Genomic DNA, 16,472 nt, shown 5'->3' with positions numbered 1-16,472 from the left:
GTTTTCCGCAGATCATTCCAGCGATTGCGCCTATCTTGCGGACAAGCCAGCCCAACCAGTCGCCTTTGGTTTTCAAAGCGCGAGGGCTGCTCGGCTCGGGAGACCTGGGTCATCGTCATTGTTCATCGCCGTTCTGTTCGATCCATTTCACATTTCCAATTCTGTTCGATCCATTTGAAGAGAGAGCCATTGCCGTGAACTTGCCCGCGCTGATGCTATTGATCACCGTCATCTTCATTGCACCGGCTGCTATTGCGCAGCAAGCCAACGCTGCCCCTCCGTCTGACGGGTTTCCGGCTTGGGCGTTCCTGTGGGACCCGTCCGTCAAGGTGCCCCCGCCGGACGACAGACCCAACCAACTCGCCGGCAGCAACGCCTCCTTCAGTTGGAAGCAGGCGAGAGATCTTTTCCTTGCGCTGGATTGGCATCCGGATGACCACCCGGCCATGCCGGAGATCGTTGCCACCGGGCGCAAGCCGGACGTCCGCGCCTGCGGAGCTTGCCATCGCGTCGAGGGCACTGGTGGTCCTGAAGGTGCGAGTCTCGCGGGGTTGCCGGTGAACTATCTGGTCCAGCAGCTCGCCGACTTCAAAAGTGGCGCCCGAAAGATGTCGGGGCCGGAGAGACCGCCCAAAACCATGGTGGCCTCGGCCAAGGCCATGACCGATGCCGAGATGCACGCCGCGGCGGAGTATTTTGCCGGGCTGAAGCCCAGGCGTTTGATCAAGGTCGTCGAAAGCGAGATCATTCCCAGGACCGGGCCATCTCGCATGTTTTACGTCAAGAGCCCGGAGGGCGGCTCCGAAGCGCTCGGCGAGCGCATTGTCGAGATGCCGGACAACGCAGAACAGTTCGAGCTTCGCGACTCACGATCGACCTTCACGGCGTATGTGCCGGTCGGAAGCCTCGTGAAGGGAGAAACACTCGCGAAGACCGGCGGGGCGGGCACGACCGTTGCCTGTGCCGGCTGCCACGGTTCCGATCTGAGAGGCACTGGTGAGATTCCACCAATTGCAGGCCGATCGCCGACCTACATCGTGCGACAGCTTCATGAATTCCAGACCGGGGGACGCGTCGCAAGCGCGAGCGCTCTGATGAAGCCGACCGTGGAAAAGCTGTCCGCGAACGACATGATCGCCCTGGCCGCCTACGTGGCATCGCTGGCGCCCTGATCCAGGCCGCCGCTCTTCAAGCAACTCGCACCAGCTCCTCGACGAGATCGGCTGCACGCGCGAGGTCGCCAAAACGCCTGACCCGGGAGGCGAACGCGTGACAGGCCGCAAGTGTCGCCTGATCGCCAAGCATATCCATCACGGCATCACCAATCCCGGCCGGTGCCGCATCGGGCGAAAGCACCTGTCCCAGCGCGAGCGCCTCGATGTGGGCGGCATTGTCGTTCTGGTCGCGCCCATTCGGAAAGCACAGGCAGGGCTTGCCCGCGCCTGCGCTGTACATCAGTGTACCCAGTCCGGCATGGGTGACGACGAGATCGACCGACGGAAGCACCGCGTCGTGCGAAACAAATGACCGAGCCTCCACCGCGCCCGCAATCGGCAGTGACTCCGGCGCAAAGCCCCGTCCTGTCGTGACCAGAACCTCGAGCGGCAGCGGCGCCAGGGCGGTGCATATGTTGCGCAGCGTCGATCCCTGGCCCTGGAAGGTGCTGCTGAGACTGACCAGCACAAGGGGCCGGTCCGGGAATCGGCGAGGCCACGGTGCAGATGCGACCGGCTCCCGGATCGGCCCGACGAAATGAACACGGGGAGATGTGGAGATCTGCGTTCCGAACTCCGGATAGCTGGCTGCAAGCACGAGCGGGGCGCGATCGAGAAGATCGAAAAGCGGCGAGCCCGCCCCGCTTCCTGTCACGCCGGCGACGAGGGAGTTCAGAAATCCGATACAGCCGCCTTCTGTGATCCAGGCCAGATGATTGAAGACGGCGAAATTGATGCCGCGCTCAAGGGCCACCTTCTGCGTGCTGATCAACATCACGTCGATCAGGCAGACATCCGGACGGAGCGCAGCGTGAGTGGTGAGAAAATCCTGGGAGAATTTGGACGAACCGGCGAGACCATCGGAGATGAATGCAACTTCTTCGTCAGGTTGAGATGGGGAGAACCCCGGCTCAGCGCACGGTCGCGTCGGGCGTCGGGGGCAGCGGCGCTCCCCCGACCGAGATCGGACCCGTCGGGGTCGCTGCGCGCGGCGGCTTCTTTTGCTTCGGGACGACGCGCGCTGCCGGAACTGGCGCGACGGGAGGCACTGAAGCCGATGGCCTCGCGACAGTGGGCCCAGGAAAAGGAGACGGTGCGACCGGTGGCTGCGGGGCCGGGCTCTTCAGAGCGTCAATTTTCGAACTGAGCTCGGCTAGTTGACTGACGATTGCCTTCAACTGCTCCTGTTGGTTGGCGATGGTCCTGTCGATCGCCGCCAGGTCGTCGGCTGTCTTCTGTTGCGCGGCGAGCAGTTCGGTCATGACCGCGCTGTCATTGGCACCGGCGTCAGCTTCCGCGGCCTCGCGCCCCGCGGACGGAATGAACAATCCCGGGTTCAGCCAGGTATAAGCCGCCCCTGCGCCTGCGAGTGCCAGAACAACGGCCACGAAGAGCGCAAACGGCCATCGGCGGCGAGGCGCGGGAAGAAAGGGCGGCGGCTCCACGACCGGCCAACTCGGAGGCGATTCGATGCTCATCCAAACGTCCTAGTCAGCCTTTTGGCCCAACGCAATTGGCGCGTGGGCGATCCGCATTGCCCTGTGCGCCCGAAAATTCGTGGCACGGCTTCATCCATCGCTGCGCGCCGCGCTGCGCAGCAGCTTGACGAACGCCTCCGCGGGCGGTGAGAGCACGAGCCCGCGCCGTTGATAGATGTAGTAGCGGCGGTGGATTTCCGGCGCGCGCAACTTGATGAAACGCACGTCGAAATTCGGCGCGAACAGCCGTCCATAGTCGGGAACGGCCGCAAGGCCGGTCCCGACGCCCACCAGCGCCAGGGCGGTGGTCAGATATTTGACCTCGACGGCGGTCTGGATGGAGAGAGAGCTGTCATGCGCGTGCAGCAGGCTCTCCAGGTGCCGGTTGAACTCGCTGGAATAGATCACCCAGCGCTCGTCGCGCAGTTTCTTCCACGAGACGGCGCGTTGCTGCGCCAGCGGGTGCTTCGCCGAGCAGACCACCCGGATCGGCACATCCATCAGGAACGTGCTGGTGACATCCTCGCCGGTGGCGCGCTCCGGGCCGAAACCGGATTGAAGGGTTTCGAGGCGCTGTCATGGCAAGGCCTGTTTGCGCCGGCCGGCACGCCGCCCGAGATCGTCGAAAAGCTGAGCGCGGAAGTGAACAAGGCGCTGCAATCCCCCGACATCAGGGCCTACTTTGCGGCGCAGGGCTTCATCGTGCAGGGCTCGACTCCCGAGGGCTTCAAGGCCTTTGTCGCGAGCGAGGTGCAGAAGTGGACGCCGATCGTGAAGAACTCGGGCGCGCAGGTGAATTGAGCCGCCGCGGGCAGCCTTGCAAGGATGTTGAACAATTGTTATTTTTTGTCCAACATTGGAGGTCGTCATGGTTGTGCGGAGCCGCGCGTCGACTGAGACCGAGGAGCACATTGCGCTCAAGCGGAACCGGCTTGTGCTCGAGCAGGCGCGCGCCGTCGGTTTGCTCGGAGCGGCAAAGAACACGCGCTTGTCCGGCCGCGTGCCGGCAGGCCTGATCGAGGCGGCAAAGAAGCGGGCTCACATATCTTCCGACACTGAGCTTCTCGAGCTTGCGTTGTCGCGCTTGGCACTCGAGGACGATTTCGGCGCGCGTCTTGTCCGGCGCAAGGGAAGCATCCCGGCAGATATCGATCTTGCCATTTGATCTCCAGGCAACGCTGCGGAGGCTGAAGCCGCAGAAACGTTCGGAGCGGTTGACGAGGCGGGCGGATTCGGAACTTGCCTGGGCATCCGACCAGCCGCTCATCGGTGGCGCCATAATTCTCGATACCAGCGTTTACCTCGACGTCTTGCAGGCGCGCACGCCGGACGCCGTTGACCAATTGCTGACTTATCGCGTCTGCCACCACTCGGCCGTCTGCCTCGCCGAATTAACGCATGTATTCGGAAGGCTGGAGCCGGCTAATCCTTCTACGAGGGCCTGCAGACGATGCGGGAACTGATCCAGGACATTCCGCCGCATCGCTTGCAAGCTCCGGAAACCGCGACGTGGGGCGAAGCGGGAATGCTTGCAGGCGAACTTTTTCGTCTCTGCGGCGCGCCGAAGGGCGCTGGTCACGAGAGAAAATATCTCAACGATGCGCTCATCCATCTTCAGGCGCGGAGTATCGGTGCCAGCGTGCTGACGAGGAATATCGGCGACTTCGACTTCTTGAACCAACTTGTCCCGGAAGTTCCGGTCATTCTGTATAGGCAGTGTTGAGCCAAGGATTCGCTCAGCTCGCAGGCGGATTGATCGCCTTTCGATGTGGCATTGGACTGCTACTCTAGCCTGCCCTGGGGCATATCGAGGACTTGTTTGAGCAGCGTCGGATGGCCAAGAACGGCGTGCAATTCCGATCTGTCGAGCCAGGCCGCGGCATCCTCCAGGCTTTCGCATTGCTCGACCTTGGCGGTTGCCGTCGCAAGAGGCACGTCGATGGGAGCAAATCTGCGCGGGCTGGCGGGCGATAACGAGCCCAAATGTTCGACCAGCAATTCAGGATCCCGGCCGAGCTGGCGTAGAGCTCCGGCCATTTCAGCGCGCCCTGATGCGGCGAGCTCGTTCGCGCGGAGCACCACGGCAGGCGGGCTGTTGGTTTCCGGCGTGGCAAAGACCCCGGGCGCGCCCAGCCGCGAAGACGTGATGATCCCCAGCGGAATCGAAAGCAGCAGCCCCAGCAGCACTGGCGACATCCAGAGCAGCAGGGGCAAGGAGACCGCATAGGCACAGAGCGACAGGGCGAGGCCGCACAGCGTCGGCCCGGCGAGCTTTCGATAGACTTCGCCGCGGGCAGGCTGTCCATCGCCTCTGCGCTGCACCTGCCAGCCCGCATCCCGGCCAGCGAGAATTTCCACGACGGCCTTGGTCTGGAGGATCATCATGCTGGGCGCAAGCAAAGCCGCCACGAACGTCTCGCAAACGACTCCTGCCAGAGTACGAAAGCTTCCTGCAAATCCGGTCCGCTCGTCACGGTTGCTGATCAGCACCAGATAGGCCAGCAGCTTCGGCAGGATCAGAAGTCCCATGGTCGCGGCAAACACCCAGGCCGCAAGCACCGGGTCCTGTTGCGGCCAGGTGGGAAACAGACTGAAGCCCTTCGGAAAGTATTCGGGCCGGATGAAGTGCGCCTGCAGCGAGATGAGCAGACCGAGCAACAGGAACAGAAGCCACAGCGGCGCCGTCACGTAGGAGCCGATGCCGGTGAGCAGATGCAGCCTCGAGACCCAGTGCAGCCCGCGCGCGGGCAGGACCGCGAGATGCTGCAGGTTGCCCTGGCACCAGCGGCGGTCTCTCCCCGCAAAGTCCAGCAGCGACGGCGGGACCTCTTCGAAGCTGCCGCGAACCGCCGGGACCATATAGATCGCCCAACCGGCGCGGCGCATCAACGCGGCCTCGACGAAATCATGGCTGAGGATGTGTCCCCCGAACGGTTTGCGACCGCGCAGTTCAGGCAGGCCGGCTTCCGCAGCGAAGGCCTGTATCCGGATGATGGCGTTGTGGCCCCAATAGTTGCTGTCGCCGCCGTGCCACCAGGCATTGCCCGCCGTAATGAGGGGGCCGTACACGCGCCCCGAAAATTGCTGCAGCCTGCTGAACAGGGTGCGCGCGTTGACGATGACGGGCTGCGTCTGGATCAGCGCGCAAGCAGGGTGGCGTTCCATCGCGTGGACGATGCGAACGATCGTGTCAGCCTCCATGAGGCTATCCGCATCGAGGACGATCATGTGATCATAGGCCGCGCCAAATCGTGTGACCCAGTCGGCGATGTTGCCGGACTTGCGCGCGGTATTGTCGGAGCGATGCCGGTAGTACAGCCGGTCGCCGCCGCAGGCGCGGCGCAACTGGATGAAGGCCATTTCTTCGCTGATCCAGATATCCGGGTCGGTCGTATCGCTCAGCAAGAACCAGTCGAATTGTGCGCCATATCCGGTGGCTTCGATGGACTCATACATTGCGCGCAGCCGCGCCATCACATGATGCGGGTCCTCGTTGTAGGTCGGCAGCAGCATTGCGGTGCGCGTGCTGATGGAGGGTAGCGGGCCCGTCGTGGCGATCGGCAGGCTGACTTGCCCGCGCGTCAGCAGCACGAAGAATCCGGCAAGGGCGGACATGAAAGAGAACGCGACCCAGGCGAGCAGCACGAGGAACAGACCGAGCAGCAGCGCCTCGAGAAAGGTCACACCGCCGACCTTCACGACGTCGTACATGCCGTAGCCGCCTGCAAGCGTCAGCAGGGCAGTTCCGGCAAAGATGAGGAGACGGCGAGCCACCAAGCTTGCGTTCGTGAGCGCTTGCGATCGCCTGACGTCGGCCGCGCGGTCCAGCCGGCACGGCAGCATCGACAGCGGGCTTTCCTGCGGCAGAAACGGGCGGGCGGGGGCGCTTGGCGGCGGCGCCTGCGACTGCTTCAGGGCGTCCATCGATAGATCCATACTTCGGAGACCGGCGCATCGTTCTGCGCCAGGAACGCGCGCAGCTCGATCGAGGCCTGGCCCTTGACCGCGCATTGGAAGCTCAGACGCCATCCGCCGGTCACGGGATTGGGTTGCGTGACGATGTTGCTGATTTCAGCTTTCTCAGCGGTCACCACCCCTTTCATGGTCTTGGGATCGACGCCTTTGAGTCGGTCGCCCATCAGCTCCAGGACGAACAGCTTGCCGTCATCTCCCCGGCTGCCGATTCCCGTTCGCGTGAATCGCGCGAGCGCGTCGACCTTCGGCGCGTCCGGTCCCCAGTGCAGTCGATAGGTAAAGATGTGTTCGCTCTTTGCCGTCAGGGGCTGTTTCGGTTGCCAGAGCGCGGCGATGTTGTCGTGGACCTCCTCCTTGGTCGGTATCTCGAACAGTTTCACCGCGCCTTCGCCCCAATCGCCGATCGGTTCGAACCAGAGGCTCGGGCGTGTTTCGAAACTGGATTCCAGATCCTGATAAGCGAGATAGTTTCTTTCCCGCTGCATGAGGCCGAAGCCGCCGGGATTGACGTCGCCAAAACTGCTGACCTGCAGGTCGTGCGGATTGTTGAGCGGTCGCCAGAGCTGCTCACCTCTGCCGTTGAAGATCGAAAGTCCGTCCGAGTCGTGAACCGAGGGACGAAAATCGTCGAAGTCCTTCCGATCGTTCGGACCGAAGAAGAACATGCTGGTCATCGGCGCAAGCCCGGCATGCGCGACGTCGACCCGCGGATAGAGCGCCATCTCGACGTCGAAGACCGTGGTTTGGCCGGGCCGAATGGTGAAACGGTAGCTTGCTGCCGCGCTCTTGCTGTCGAGCAGCGCGTGGACCACCATCGAGGAGGCGTTGGGCGCAGGCTTCTCCAGCCAGAAGGCCTTGAACACCGGGAATTCTTCGCCTTTGCTCTCGCCGGTATCGATCGCGAGCCCTCGCGCGGACAGGCCATAGGTCTGTCCTTTCGCGACGGCCCGGAAGTAGCTGGCACCAAGGAATACGCAAAGTTCGTCGTAATAATCCGGTCGGTTGATCGGTGTGTGGATGCGGAAGCCGGAGAATCCGAGGTCCGCATCCGGCCATTGTCCGAGTCCCTCGCCGAACGAAAAGTCGGCGCGCCGATACGAGACCGGCGTGACGCTCCGGTTCGCCACCTGGAAGATGTCGACCCTGTTCTTGTAGAAGAAGCCGCGGTGGAAAAACTGCACCTCGAATGGCAGTTTTTCGTCCCGCCACAGCGCCTTTTCGGGGGCGAACCGAATGGATCGGTATTGGTCGTAGTCGAGATTCTTCAGTGCATCCGGAAGCTTCTCGTCCGGGGCCACGAACGGCTTGGCCGCAAGCGCGCGCGCCAGCTCGCGCACGGTGGATGGGCTGAAGGACGTAGCATCGCTGGTCTGCGCGCCAGCAGCCCGTGGCAATATGACTGCGGCTGAAACAGCAGCAGATGCGCGAAGAAGGTCTCGGCGATTCACGCGCGCGTCTCCCGGTTTTGGAACAAATGCAAACGGCCAATGTTCCCGGGAGTTCCATTGATGGCCTGGCCGTCTACGCCCCGGGAGGTCCGCTGTGGTCGTTATGGGCGACGCGACGCCCGGATACTTGCCTGCGTCAGCGTGGGCACTCCGCGCCGGTATCGATCCAGGCTTGTACCAGTTCTCCGGCTCCCTTCCGGCTGCCCGGAGCCGGCTTGCGGCCTTCGCCCGGATTCCAACCCCACGCGACGAGATCGTCCTTGGCGATGTGTTCCTGCAGCGCGGCGAGGTCACGACCGCCATTGCGCTGGACGTCCTTCAACTGGCGGCAAATGTCGCCCAGAGACTTGCCTTCCCACGCCATCGACAGTGGCGCGAAGCCCCATCGCGGATGACCGGGAATGCTTCGATAGGTGGCCGCTTCGTGAAGCGAGAAGTTCTTTCCGCTATGGCATCCGGAGCAGCTGACCTCGAAATGCCCGGTCTCGGCACGCCATATGGGCGGGACATGCTCGTGGCCGTCGTTGCCCTGCAGCGGATGATCGCCGGCCGGGTGGCAATTCATGCAACGCGGGTTGGTGAGCACCTTGCCGATTTCCTCGAACAGCGCGCGCGAGCGATCGGCTTGATTTGAAATCGAGGAAAATTCGGCGGCATTCCGCAGTGTTGTGGAAGCGGACGAGAGGTCCGCACCGCTCGGGCGAGAGCCTGCCATTGCTGCGACGAGCGCGATCATCGCAAGGCTTCCGGCCCGAACGGCGAATTGAGGCGTGCGGAGGATCATGACATCCTAATCGACGCCTCTTGGTTTGGTTCCCGCGCTGCCAGGATGAGGTTCTGGCCGCGCCTATTCCTCGTCTTCGTCGTCTTCTTCATCCTCGTCGTCCTCGTCCAACTCTTCCAGTTGTTCGAGCACGGCGAGCGGCAATGTCTCGCGAAACAGATCGCCTTCGACGCCCATCCAGACACAGACCGCGTCGTCGCCCTTCACTTCGGCGACGGTGAGCGGCTGGCCGCCGGATTTCAGCATGACGATATCGCCGGCTTTTAGTTCCATGGATGGTCCTTTCAGGTTGATTGACGAGAGAAGCTAGCAGGCCGGCATGACATGCCGATCACGACGGGCGGGATCAGTGGATGTGCTGCGGCAGCGCGCATCCGCTGTCAGGCAATTGAAACACCGATGACAGAGCTTCAGGCCGGGAGCGGGACCATGACGGAGGCGATGGCGCCTGCTCGATGGGTTGCGCAGGGGCTTATCCGTCCCATGCGCCGCGATGGTGACACCATGCACCTGTTTTGTCCGACGCGTCAAATGATTTCGTAAAATCAGCAGTCGTGCCCGCATTTACTGCAAGCTATTGAATTTGCTGCGGCCGGCTACTGTGCATGGGGTTGTTTTCGCGATCTAGCCCGGCACCAGCTCGGTCAGCGAGCGGATGATGCGGTCGGGCTTGACCGTCGAGCCCTCGGGCAAGCCGTCGCCATGCACGTCGATCCAGATCGAATAGATGCCGAGGCGCTGCGGCGTCACGACTTCCCATTCCAGATTGTCGCCGATCATCCAGGTGTCCTCGGCGGTGACGCCGAGCGCGTCCATCGCGTGCAGATAGGCGCGCTCCTCGGGCTTGCCGAAGCCGTGCTCGCCCTCGATCTGGATGTGATGGAAGCGGTGCGCGAGCTCGAAGCGCTCGACCTTGGCGCGCTGGGTGTCGGCGGCGCCGTTGGTGACGAGCGCAAGCTTGATGCCGAGCGCCTTCAACCGGTCGATCGCCTCATGCGCGCCGGGGAAGACGAACATCTCCTCCTCGCGATAGGTGGTGAAGCGATCGGCGAGGCGGATGGCGAGATCGTCTGATAGTGCGCGATGGCCGGCGGCGGCGAGCGCGGCAAAGCCACCCTTGACGGTCAGGTGCCGCGCTTCCGCAAGCTTGAGCCGCCAGGAGGCGTCCGCGTTGGCCCAGAAGTTCTTTGCGAAAGCCAGCACAGTGGTCGCGACCTCGCCCGGCGGCAGCGGCGCGAGCTCCTCGGCGAACTCGTGCGCGATCGTGTTCCAGGCGATCTCGGGCCGGCCATAGGCGGACAGGATGGTGTCGTCCATGTCGATCAGCATCGCGCGCGGCAATGGCTTGATTGCGCTCATGGCCATTTCACCTCCGGCGGCAGCGACGACAGGATGGAGTCCACATTGCCGCCGGTCTTGAGCCCGAAGATGGTGCCGCGGTCGTAGAGCAGGTTGAATTCGACATAGCGCCCGCGCCGGATCAGTTGCTCCTCGCGATCGTCGGCGGTCCAGGCGCTCGCGAAATTTCGCCTGACGAGTTCGGGGTAGATCTTCAGAAAAGCGCGGCCGACGTCCTGGGTGAAGGCGAGGTCGGCGCCCCAGTCGCCGCTGTCGTGCCAGTCGTAGAAGATCCCGCCGATGCCGCGCGCCTCTTTCCGGTGCGGCAGATAGAAATACTCGTCGCACCACTTCTTGTACTTGTCGTAGTCGGCGATGCCGTTCGGCTGGTCGCAGGCCGCTTTCATCGCGGCGTGGAAGGCGAGCGTGTCGGCATCGTCCTGCGTGCGTCGGCGGTCGAGCACCGGCGTCAGATCGGCGCCGCCGCCGAACCAGGCCTTGGTGGTGACGACGAAGCGCGTGTTCATGTGCACGGCGGGTACGTGCGGATTACGGTGATGCGCGATCAGCGAGATGCCGGAAGCCCAGAACCGCGGATCGTCGGCCGCGCCCGGAATCTGCGCGCGAAACTCGGGCGCGAACTCGCCGTGCACGGTCGAGCAGTGCACGCCGACCTTCTCGAACAGGCGGCCCGACATCATCGACATCACGCCGCCTCCGCCGGCCGCGCCGCTGTGATCGGTGCGCTGCCAGGGCGTGCGTTTGAAGCGGCCCGCTTCGCCAGCATAGAGGCTCTGCGGCGCGTCATCCTCCAGCCGCTCGAAGCTGGCGCAGATGTCATCGCGCAAGGCTTCGAACCAGGCGCGGGCGCGGGTCTTGCGGTCTTCGATCAAGCTCGGGTCTGTCGTCGATGCCATGCCGTTAGCCCTGTGGACCGTAATAGGTGCAGCTCTCGTTGCAACTGTCGCGGTGGATGCTGACGCGGGTCAGCTCGCCGATATGCTGCAGCCGCTCCCAGACGAAGCGCGACAGGTTCTCCAGCGTCGGCTTGCCGAGCGCCTCGATCTTGTTGAGGAACTTGTGGTCGAGCGAAAGCCGCACGTCCTCGATGGCGCGCTGGACGAGGCCGAGATCGACCACCATGCCGGTCGCAGGGTCCGGCGTGCCGCGCAACGTCACCTCGGCGCGGAAGGAGTGGCCGTGGATCTCTTCGCTGGCCGCTCCGAACGTCGTTCCCGACAGTGAATGCGCCGCCTCGAAGCGAAACGATTTCGTCAATTCCCACATCTGTTCGAAAACCAATCCTATCTGATGCCGAGCGATTTATGCGTCTGCACGCTGAGCCGCCATTGCGGATGGTGCAGGCAGTAATCGATCGCACGCGCGGTGTTTTGGACGACCTCGGGGCCGTCCATCGGTTGCAGCGAGAAGCGCTCGAAGGCGAGGCCTTCGAAGGCTTCGGGCGCGGCGAGCGTCTGCGGATAGACCAGCTTCAACTCGTGGCCGCGGCGCAGCACGAGCTCGCTGCCGCCCTTGGGGCTGACGCAGATCCAGTCGAGGCCCTCCGGCGGCGCGATGGTGCCATTGGTCTCGACGCCGATCTCGAACCCGCGCGCATGGAGCGCGTCGACCAGGGCGGCATCGACCTGCAGCAGCGGCTCGCCGCCGGTCAGCACCACGTAGCGGTTGTCGCCCCTGGCCGTCCATTGCGCGGCGATCGTATCGGCGAGTTCCGCGGCGGAAGCATAGCGGCCGCCGAGCGTGCCGTCGGTGCCGACGAAATCGGTGTCGCAGAACTTGCAGGTCGCCTCCAGGCGGTCGGCCTCGCGCCCGCTCCAGAGATTGCAGCCGGCGAAACGGCAGAACACCGACGCGCGCCCGGCATGGGCGCCTTCGCCTTGCAGGGTCAGGAAGATTTCCTTGACCGCGTAACTCAATCGTCTCTCCTCAGCCTTATCAAACTTGCGGGTTCCGGAGCTGCCGCAGCGCCTCGCCTGCGGCCATCGCCGCGGTCATGGCGACATTGAGCGACCGCAGCCCCGGCGTGATCGGGATCACCAGCCGCGCGTCGGCGGCCTCGACCACCGCCTCGGTGACGCCAGCGCTCTCTCGCCCGAATAGCAGGATGTCCGAGCTCTGGTAATGAAAATCGCGGTAATCGGTGGCCGCCTTGGTGGTGAACAGCAGCAGCCGGTAGCCCTGTGCCGCGCGCCAGTCCTCGAATCTCGACCAGGAGGCGTGGCGGGTCACGCTGACATGGTCGAGGTAATCCATTCCCGCCCGGCGGAACAGGCGGTCGGAGAACGGGAAGCCCGCCGGTTCGATGATATGGGCGGCCATGCCCAGGCAGGCGCAAAGCCTGAGAATCGTGCCGGTGTTCTGGGCGATGTCGGGTTGGAAAAGTGCGATCTGCATGGCGGGCGGGCGGGTTGTTGAGCGCGAGAAATGTCTCAATAAAACATCGCCGGCGCGGGAATTCGTGCATTGCACGTCTCCCCGCCGTTAGCGGGCTTGCGCTCGCCCGGCAAGGGTGCCAATAGAACGATTCTGGACTGCTGTTTTCGCCTTGTTTTGGTGGGGACACGTGAAGTTCTGCCGCCGCGGGGGGCCGCGGGCGCCGGCAGCCTGTTCTGGGGACCTTGGGGGCCTCCGGAGCGGTTCCACCGGTAGCATAAGAAGAAAGGGTTGGAATCGTGACGACAGCGTCTTCGGCGGACCATCCGACACGCCGTGATTTCTTATTCGTTGCAACCGGGGCAGCTGCAGCAGTAGGGGGCGCGGCTGCGCTCTGGCCCTTTATCTCCCAAATGAATCCTGATGCGTCGACCATCGCGGCCGGTGCGCCGATCGAGGTCGATCTCAGCCCGGTCGCCGAGGGGCAGGACATTAAGGTGTTCTGGCGCGGCAAGCCGATCTACATCAGCCACCGCACCAAGAAGCAGATCGACGAGGCGCGCGCCGTCAACGTGGCGAGCCTGCCCGATCCGCAGAGCGACGAGGCCCGGGTCAAGTCCGGCCACGAGCAATGGCTGGTCGTGATCGGCATCTGCACCCATCTCGGCTGCATCCCGATCGCTCATGAGGGCAATTACGACGGGTTCTTCTGCCCCTGCCATGGTTCGCAGTACGATTCGTCCGGCCGTATCCGACAGGGGCCCGCGCCCGCGAACCTTCCGGTGCCGCCGTACACTTTCGTTTCCGACACCAAAATCCAGATCGGCTGAGCTTCGGACCCGCGTCCGAAGCTTCGCGCCGTCTCGTCGTATTATTTCCTCAGGATCGCATCATGAGCGGACCATCCGAATACAAGCCGAGCAATCCGGCCCTGCAATGGCTCGAGCGGCGCCTGCCGATCCTCGGCCTCATGCACTCTTCCTTCGTCGTCTATCCCACCCCGCGCAACCTGAACTACTGGTGGACCTTCGGCGCCATCCTGTCCTTCATGCTGGGGATGCAGATCCTGACCGGCGTGATCCTGGCGATGCATTACACGCCGCATGCCGATCTCGCCTTCAAGTCGGTCGAACTGCTCGTCCGTGACGTCAATTACGGCTGGCTGCTGCGCAACATGCACGCCTGCGGCGCGTCGATGTTCTTCTTCGCGGTCTACATCCACATGCTGCGCGGCCTCTATTACGGCTCCTACAAGGAGCCGCGCGAGGTGCTGTGGATCCTCGGCGTCATCATCTACCTCCTGATGATGGCGACGGGCTTCATGGGCTACGTGCTGCCTTGGGGCCAGATGAGCTTCTGGGGCGCCACCGTCATCACCAATTTGTTCTCCGCCATCCCCTATGTCGGCGAGAGCATCGTGACGCTGCTGTGGGGCGGCTATTCGGTCGGCAACCCGACGCTGAACCGCTTCTTCTCGCTGCACTACCTGCTGCCGTTCCTGATCGCGGGCGTCGTCGTGCTCCACGTCTGGGCGCTGCACGTTGCCGGCCAGAACAATCCTGATGGCGTCGAGCCGAAGACGGAAAAGGACACGGTTCCGTTCACGCCGCATGCCACCATCAAGGACGGGTTCGGCGTTGCCTGCTTCCTGCTGCTCTACGCCTGGTTCATCTTCTACATGCCGAACTATCTCGGCGACGCCGACAACTATATCCCGGCGAACCCGGGCGTGACGCCGCCGCACATCGTGCCGGAATGGTATTACCTGCCGTTCTACGCGATCCTGCGCTCGATCCCGAACAAGCTCGCGGGCGTGATCGGGATGTTCTCGGCGATCATCATCCTGTGCTTCCTGCCCTGGCTCGATGCCGCCCGGACCAGGTCGTCGAAGTACCGTCCGCTGGCCAAGCAGTTCTTCTGGATCTTCGTCGCGGTCTGCATCCTGCTCGGCTATCTCGGCGCGCAGCCGCCGGAAGGCATCTACGTGATCGCCGGCCGGGTCCTGACGGTCTGCTACTTCGCCTACTTCCTGATCGTGCTGCCGCTGCTCTCGCGCATCGAGAAGCCGCGGCCGGTGCCGAACTCGATCTCGGAGGCGATTCTGGCCAGGAGCGGCAAGGCCGTGGCCTCGATCGCCATCGCGCTCGTCGCCGCCGGTGCGCTGTTCCTCGGCAGCCTGCAGGATGCCCGCGCATCCGAAGGCAGCGACAAGCCGCCGGGCAACAAATGGTCGTTCGCTGGCCCGTTCGGCAAGTACGACCGCGGTGCGCTGCAGCGCGGCCTGAAGGTCTACAAGGAAGTCTGCGCCAGCTGCCACGGCCTGTCCTACATCGCCTTCCGCAACCTCGCGGAAGACGGTGGCCCCGGCTATTCCGTGGCGCAGGCGGCCGCGTTCGCCTCCGAGTACAAGGTCAAGGACGGTCCGAACGATTCCGGTGACATGTTCGAGCGTCCGGGCCGGCCGGCGGACTACTTCCCCTCGCCATTTCCGAACGAGCAGGCGGCTCGCGCGGCGAACGGCGGCGCGGCGCCGCCCGACCTGTCGCTGATCACCAAAGCCCGCTCCTACGGCCGCGGCTTCCCGATGTTCATCGTCGACTTCTTCACCCAGTACCAGGAGCAGGGCCCGGACTACGTCTCGGCGGTGCTCCAGGGCTTCGACGATCACGTGCCGGAAGGCGTGACCATTCCGGAGGGCTCCTACTACAACAAGTACTTCCCGGGTCACGCCATCAAGATGCCGAAGCCGCTCAGCGACGGCCAGGTGACTTATGACGACGGCTCGCCGGCCACGGTCGCGCAGTACGCCAAGGACGTCACCACGTTCCTGATGTGGACCGCCGAGCCCCACATGGAAGCGCGCAAGCGCCTGGGCTTCCAGGTCTTCATCTTCCTGATCATCTTCGCCGGCCTGATGTACTTCACCAAGAAGAAGGTCTGGGCCGACTCGCACTGAGCGGCGCGAGGCGAGAATGAAAAAGCCCCCGAACGGGGGCTTTTTTGTTGCCGTCATTCCGGGGCGATGCGCAGCATCGAGCCCTGAATGACGAGAGTGTTGATTGCGCCGCGCGCCCGCACCCGCCAAGATGCCCGCAACCGCTTCCCCAGAAACTCATCGGAGGACACCATGGGAACCGCCATCACCTTCAAGCGCCCGGACGGCAAGGACGCGTCGGGCTATCTCGCCAATGCCGCGCGCGGCAACGCGCCGGGCGTGGTCGTGATCCAGGAATGGTGGGGCCTGTCGGACCAGATCAAGGGCCTGTGCGACCGCTTCGCGCTGGCCGGTTTCGATGCGCTGGCGCCCGATCTCTACAAAGGCAAGGTGGTGCCGTATCACGACACGGACGCCGCCGGCAAAGAGATGAACTCCCTCGACTTCATGGACGCCACCACGCAGACCGTGCGTGGCGCCACGCAATATCTGTCGCGCAACGGCGCCAAGGTCGGCCTGACAGGCTTCTGCCTCGGCGGCGCCGTCACCATCATCGGCTCGGTGCATGTGCCGGAGCTCGCCGCCGGCGTGGTGTTCTACGGCATCCCGCCGGAGCAGGCCGCCAGGCCGGCCGACGTCAAGATCCCGCTCCAGGCTCATTTCGCCAACAAGGACGATTGGTGCACGCCGGAGCTGGTCAACGGCTTCGAAAAGGCCATGAAGGCCGCCGGCAAGTCGCTGGAGCTGTTCCGCTATGACGCCGAGCACGCCTTCGTCAACGAGCAGCGCCAGGCCGTCCACGACCGCGAAGCCGCCGAACTCGCCTGGGGACGGGCGACGGAGTTTTTCCGGAAGCATTTGGGGTAAACGGCCGGAAGCCGCGTGGGGCGGTCAGCCTTGACGCCG

At 63.8% G+C, this 16,472-nt stretch carries 17 protein-coding genes and 2 pseudogenes; 7 read left to right on the top strand and 12 right to left on the bottom strand.

Going from position 1 to position 16,472, the window contains the following annotated elements; all coding sequences use genetic code 11:
• Positions 1–35: 35 nt before the first annotated feature.
• Positions 36–1,172: a c-type cytochrome gene (locus F8237_RS07540; protein WP_244626089.1), complete on the top strand. Its 1,137-nt coding sequence runs from the start codon at positions 36–38 to the stop codon at positions 1,170–1,172.
• Positions 1,173–1,188: 16 nt separating this feature from the next.
• On the opposite strand, the gene F8237_RS07535 is transcribed toward F8237_RS07540, so the two are convergent.
• The 3 genes and pseudogenes from F8237_RS07535 to F8237_RS07525 form a co-directional block, all read right to left on the bottom strand.
• Entirely contained in the window at positions 1,189–1,989 is an 801-nt protein-coding gene (locus F8237_RS07535; RefSeq protein ID WP_151643340.1) for a glycosyltransferase, read from the bottom strand.
• A 136-nt stretch (positions 1,990–2,125) separates the two neighbouring features.
• Positions 2,126–2,692 (bottom strand): hypothetical protein, encoded by a 567-nt coding sequence (locus tag F8237_RS07530; RefSeq protein WP_151643338.1) that lies wholly within the window; start codon positions 2,690–2,692, stop codon positions 2,126–2,128.
• A gap of 90 nt (positions 2,693–2,782) precedes the next feature.
• Positions 2,783–3,223: pseudogene (locus tag F8237_RS07525) on the bottom strand (LysR substrate-binding domain-containing protein); the annotation flags it as partial.
• A gap of 24 nt (positions 3,224–3,247) precedes the next feature.
• Between F8237_RS07525 and F8237_RS07520 the strand changes: the two are divergent.
• The 3 genes and pseudogenes from F8237_RS07520 (at position 3,248) to F8237_RS07510 (ending at position 4,415) form a co-directional block, all read left to right on the top strand.
• Positions 3,248–3,493 (top strand): tripartite tricarboxylate transporter substrate-binding protein, encoded by a 246-nt coding sequence (locus F8237_RS07520; RefSeq protein ID WP_244626087.1) that lies wholly within the window; start codon positions 3,248–3,250, stop codon positions 3,491–3,493.
• Positions 3,494–3,560: 67 nt separating this feature from the next.
• A complete protein-coding gene (locus F8237_RS07515; RefSeq protein ID WP_151650482.1) occupies positions 3,561–3,857 on the top strand; it encodes a hypothetical protein in 297 nt (98 codons plus the stop codon).
• Positions 3,847–4,415 (top strand): annotated as a pseudogene (locus F8237_RS07510) (type II toxin-antitoxin system VapC family toxin). Before F8237_RS07515 ends, F8237_RS07510 begins: the two are co-directional and overlap by 11 nt.
• A 59-nt stretch (positions 4,416–4,474) precedes the next feature.
• On the opposite strand, the gene mdoH reads toward F8237_RS07510, so the two are convergent.
• From mdoH to F8237_RS07465, 9 genes are all read right to left on the bottom strand, one after another.
• Positions 4,475–6,616, bottom strand: a complete 2,142-nt coding sequence (gene mdoH / locus F8237_RS07505) for a glucans biosynthesis glucosyltransferase MdoH (RefSeq protein ID WP_167527462.1) — start codon at positions 6,614–6,616, stop codon at positions 4,475–4,477.
• Entirely contained in the window at positions 6,604–8,115 is a 1,512-nt protein-coding gene (locus F8237_RS07500) for a glucan biosynthesis protein G (protein WP_151643334.1), read from the bottom strand. The genes mdoH and F8237_RS07500 overlap by 13 nt, the downstream gene beginning before the upstream one ends.
• Before the next feature lie 136 nt (positions 8,116–8,251).
• Positions 8,252–8,851, bottom strand: coding sequence for an Isoquinoline 1-oxidoreductase subunit (locus F8237_RS07495; protein ID WP_244626086.1), 600 nt, complete (start codon positions 8,849–8,851; stop codon positions 8,252–8,254).
• A 111-nt stretch (positions 8,852–8,962) separates the two neighbouring features.
• Positions 8,963–9,172, bottom strand: a complete 210-nt coding sequence (locus F8237_RS07490) for a DUF2158 domain-containing protein (protein WP_151643329.1) — start codon at positions 9,170–9,172, stop codon at positions 8,963–8,965.
• Between the two features lie 351 nt (positions 9,173–9,523).
• Positions 9,524–10,264: an HAD family hydrolase gene (locus F8237_RS07485; protein ID WP_151643327.1), complete on the bottom strand. Its 741-nt coding sequence runs from the start codon at positions 10,262–10,264 to the stop codon at positions 9,524–9,526.
• On the bottom strand, positions 10,255–11,154 hold the full coding sequence (hemF, locus tag F8237_RS07480; RefSeq protein WP_201280185.1) for an oxygen-dependent coproporphyrinogen oxidase: 900 nt from the start codon (positions 11,152–11,154) through the stop codon (positions 10,255–10,257). The genes F8237_RS07485 and hemF overlap by 10 nt, the downstream gene beginning before the upstream one ends.
• 4 nt (positions 11,155–11,158) lie before the next feature.
• On the bottom strand, positions 11,159–11,524 hold the full coding sequence (locus tag F8237_RS07475) for a 6-pyruvoyl trahydropterin synthase family protein (RefSeq protein WP_151650481.1): 366 nt from the start codon (positions 11,522–11,524) through the stop codon (positions 11,159–11,161).
• A 17-nt stretch (positions 11,525–11,541) separates the two neighbouring features.
• Positions 11,542–12,174 (bottom strand): 7-carboxy-7-deazaguanine synthase, encoded by a 633-nt coding sequence (gene queE, locus F8237_RS07470; protein WP_151643325.1) that lies wholly within the window; start codon positions 12,172–12,174, stop codon positions 11,542–11,544.
• A 19-nt stretch (positions 12,175–12,193) separates the two neighbouring features.
• Positions 12,194–12,652: a tRNA (cytidine(34)-2'-O)-methyltransferase gene (locus F8237_RS07465; RefSeq protein ID WP_151643323.1), complete on the bottom strand. Its 459-nt coding sequence runs from the start codon at positions 12,650–12,652 to the stop codon at positions 12,194–12,196.
• Between the two features lie 278 nt (positions 12,653–12,930).
• Here F8237_RS07465 and petA point away from each other — a divergent pair, with 278 nt between their 5' ends.
• From petA to F8237_RS07450, 3 genes are all read left to right on the top strand, one after another.
• Positions 12,931–13,461, top strand: a complete 531-nt coding sequence (gene petA, locus F8237_RS07460) for a ubiquinol-cytochrome c reductase iron-sulfur subunit (RefSeq protein WP_041748489.1) — start codon at positions 12,931–12,933, stop codon at positions 13,459–13,461.
• Positions 13,462–13,523: 62 nt separating this feature from the next.
• Positions 13,524–15,587, top strand: coding sequence for a cytochrome b/c1 (gene fbcH, locus F8237_RS07455; protein WP_151643321.1), 2,064 nt, complete (start codon positions 13,524–13,526; stop codon positions 15,585–15,587).
• A gap of 171 nt (positions 15,588–15,758) precedes the next feature.
• Complete coding sequence (locus F8237_RS07450; protein WP_151643319.1) at positions 15,759–16,433, top strand: dienelactone hydrolase family protein; 675 nt, start codon at positions 15,759–15,761, stop codon at positions 16,431–16,433.
• Positions 16,434–16,472 lie beyond the last annotated feature (39 nt).

It is taken from the genome of Bradyrhizobium betae, assembly GCF_008932115.1.
Lineage (GTDB): Bacteria > Pseudomonadota > Alphaproteobacteria > Rhizobiales > Xanthobacteraceae > Bradyrhizobium > Bradyrhizobium betae.
This window is presented reverse-complemented; position numbering and strand designations above follow the sequence as displayed.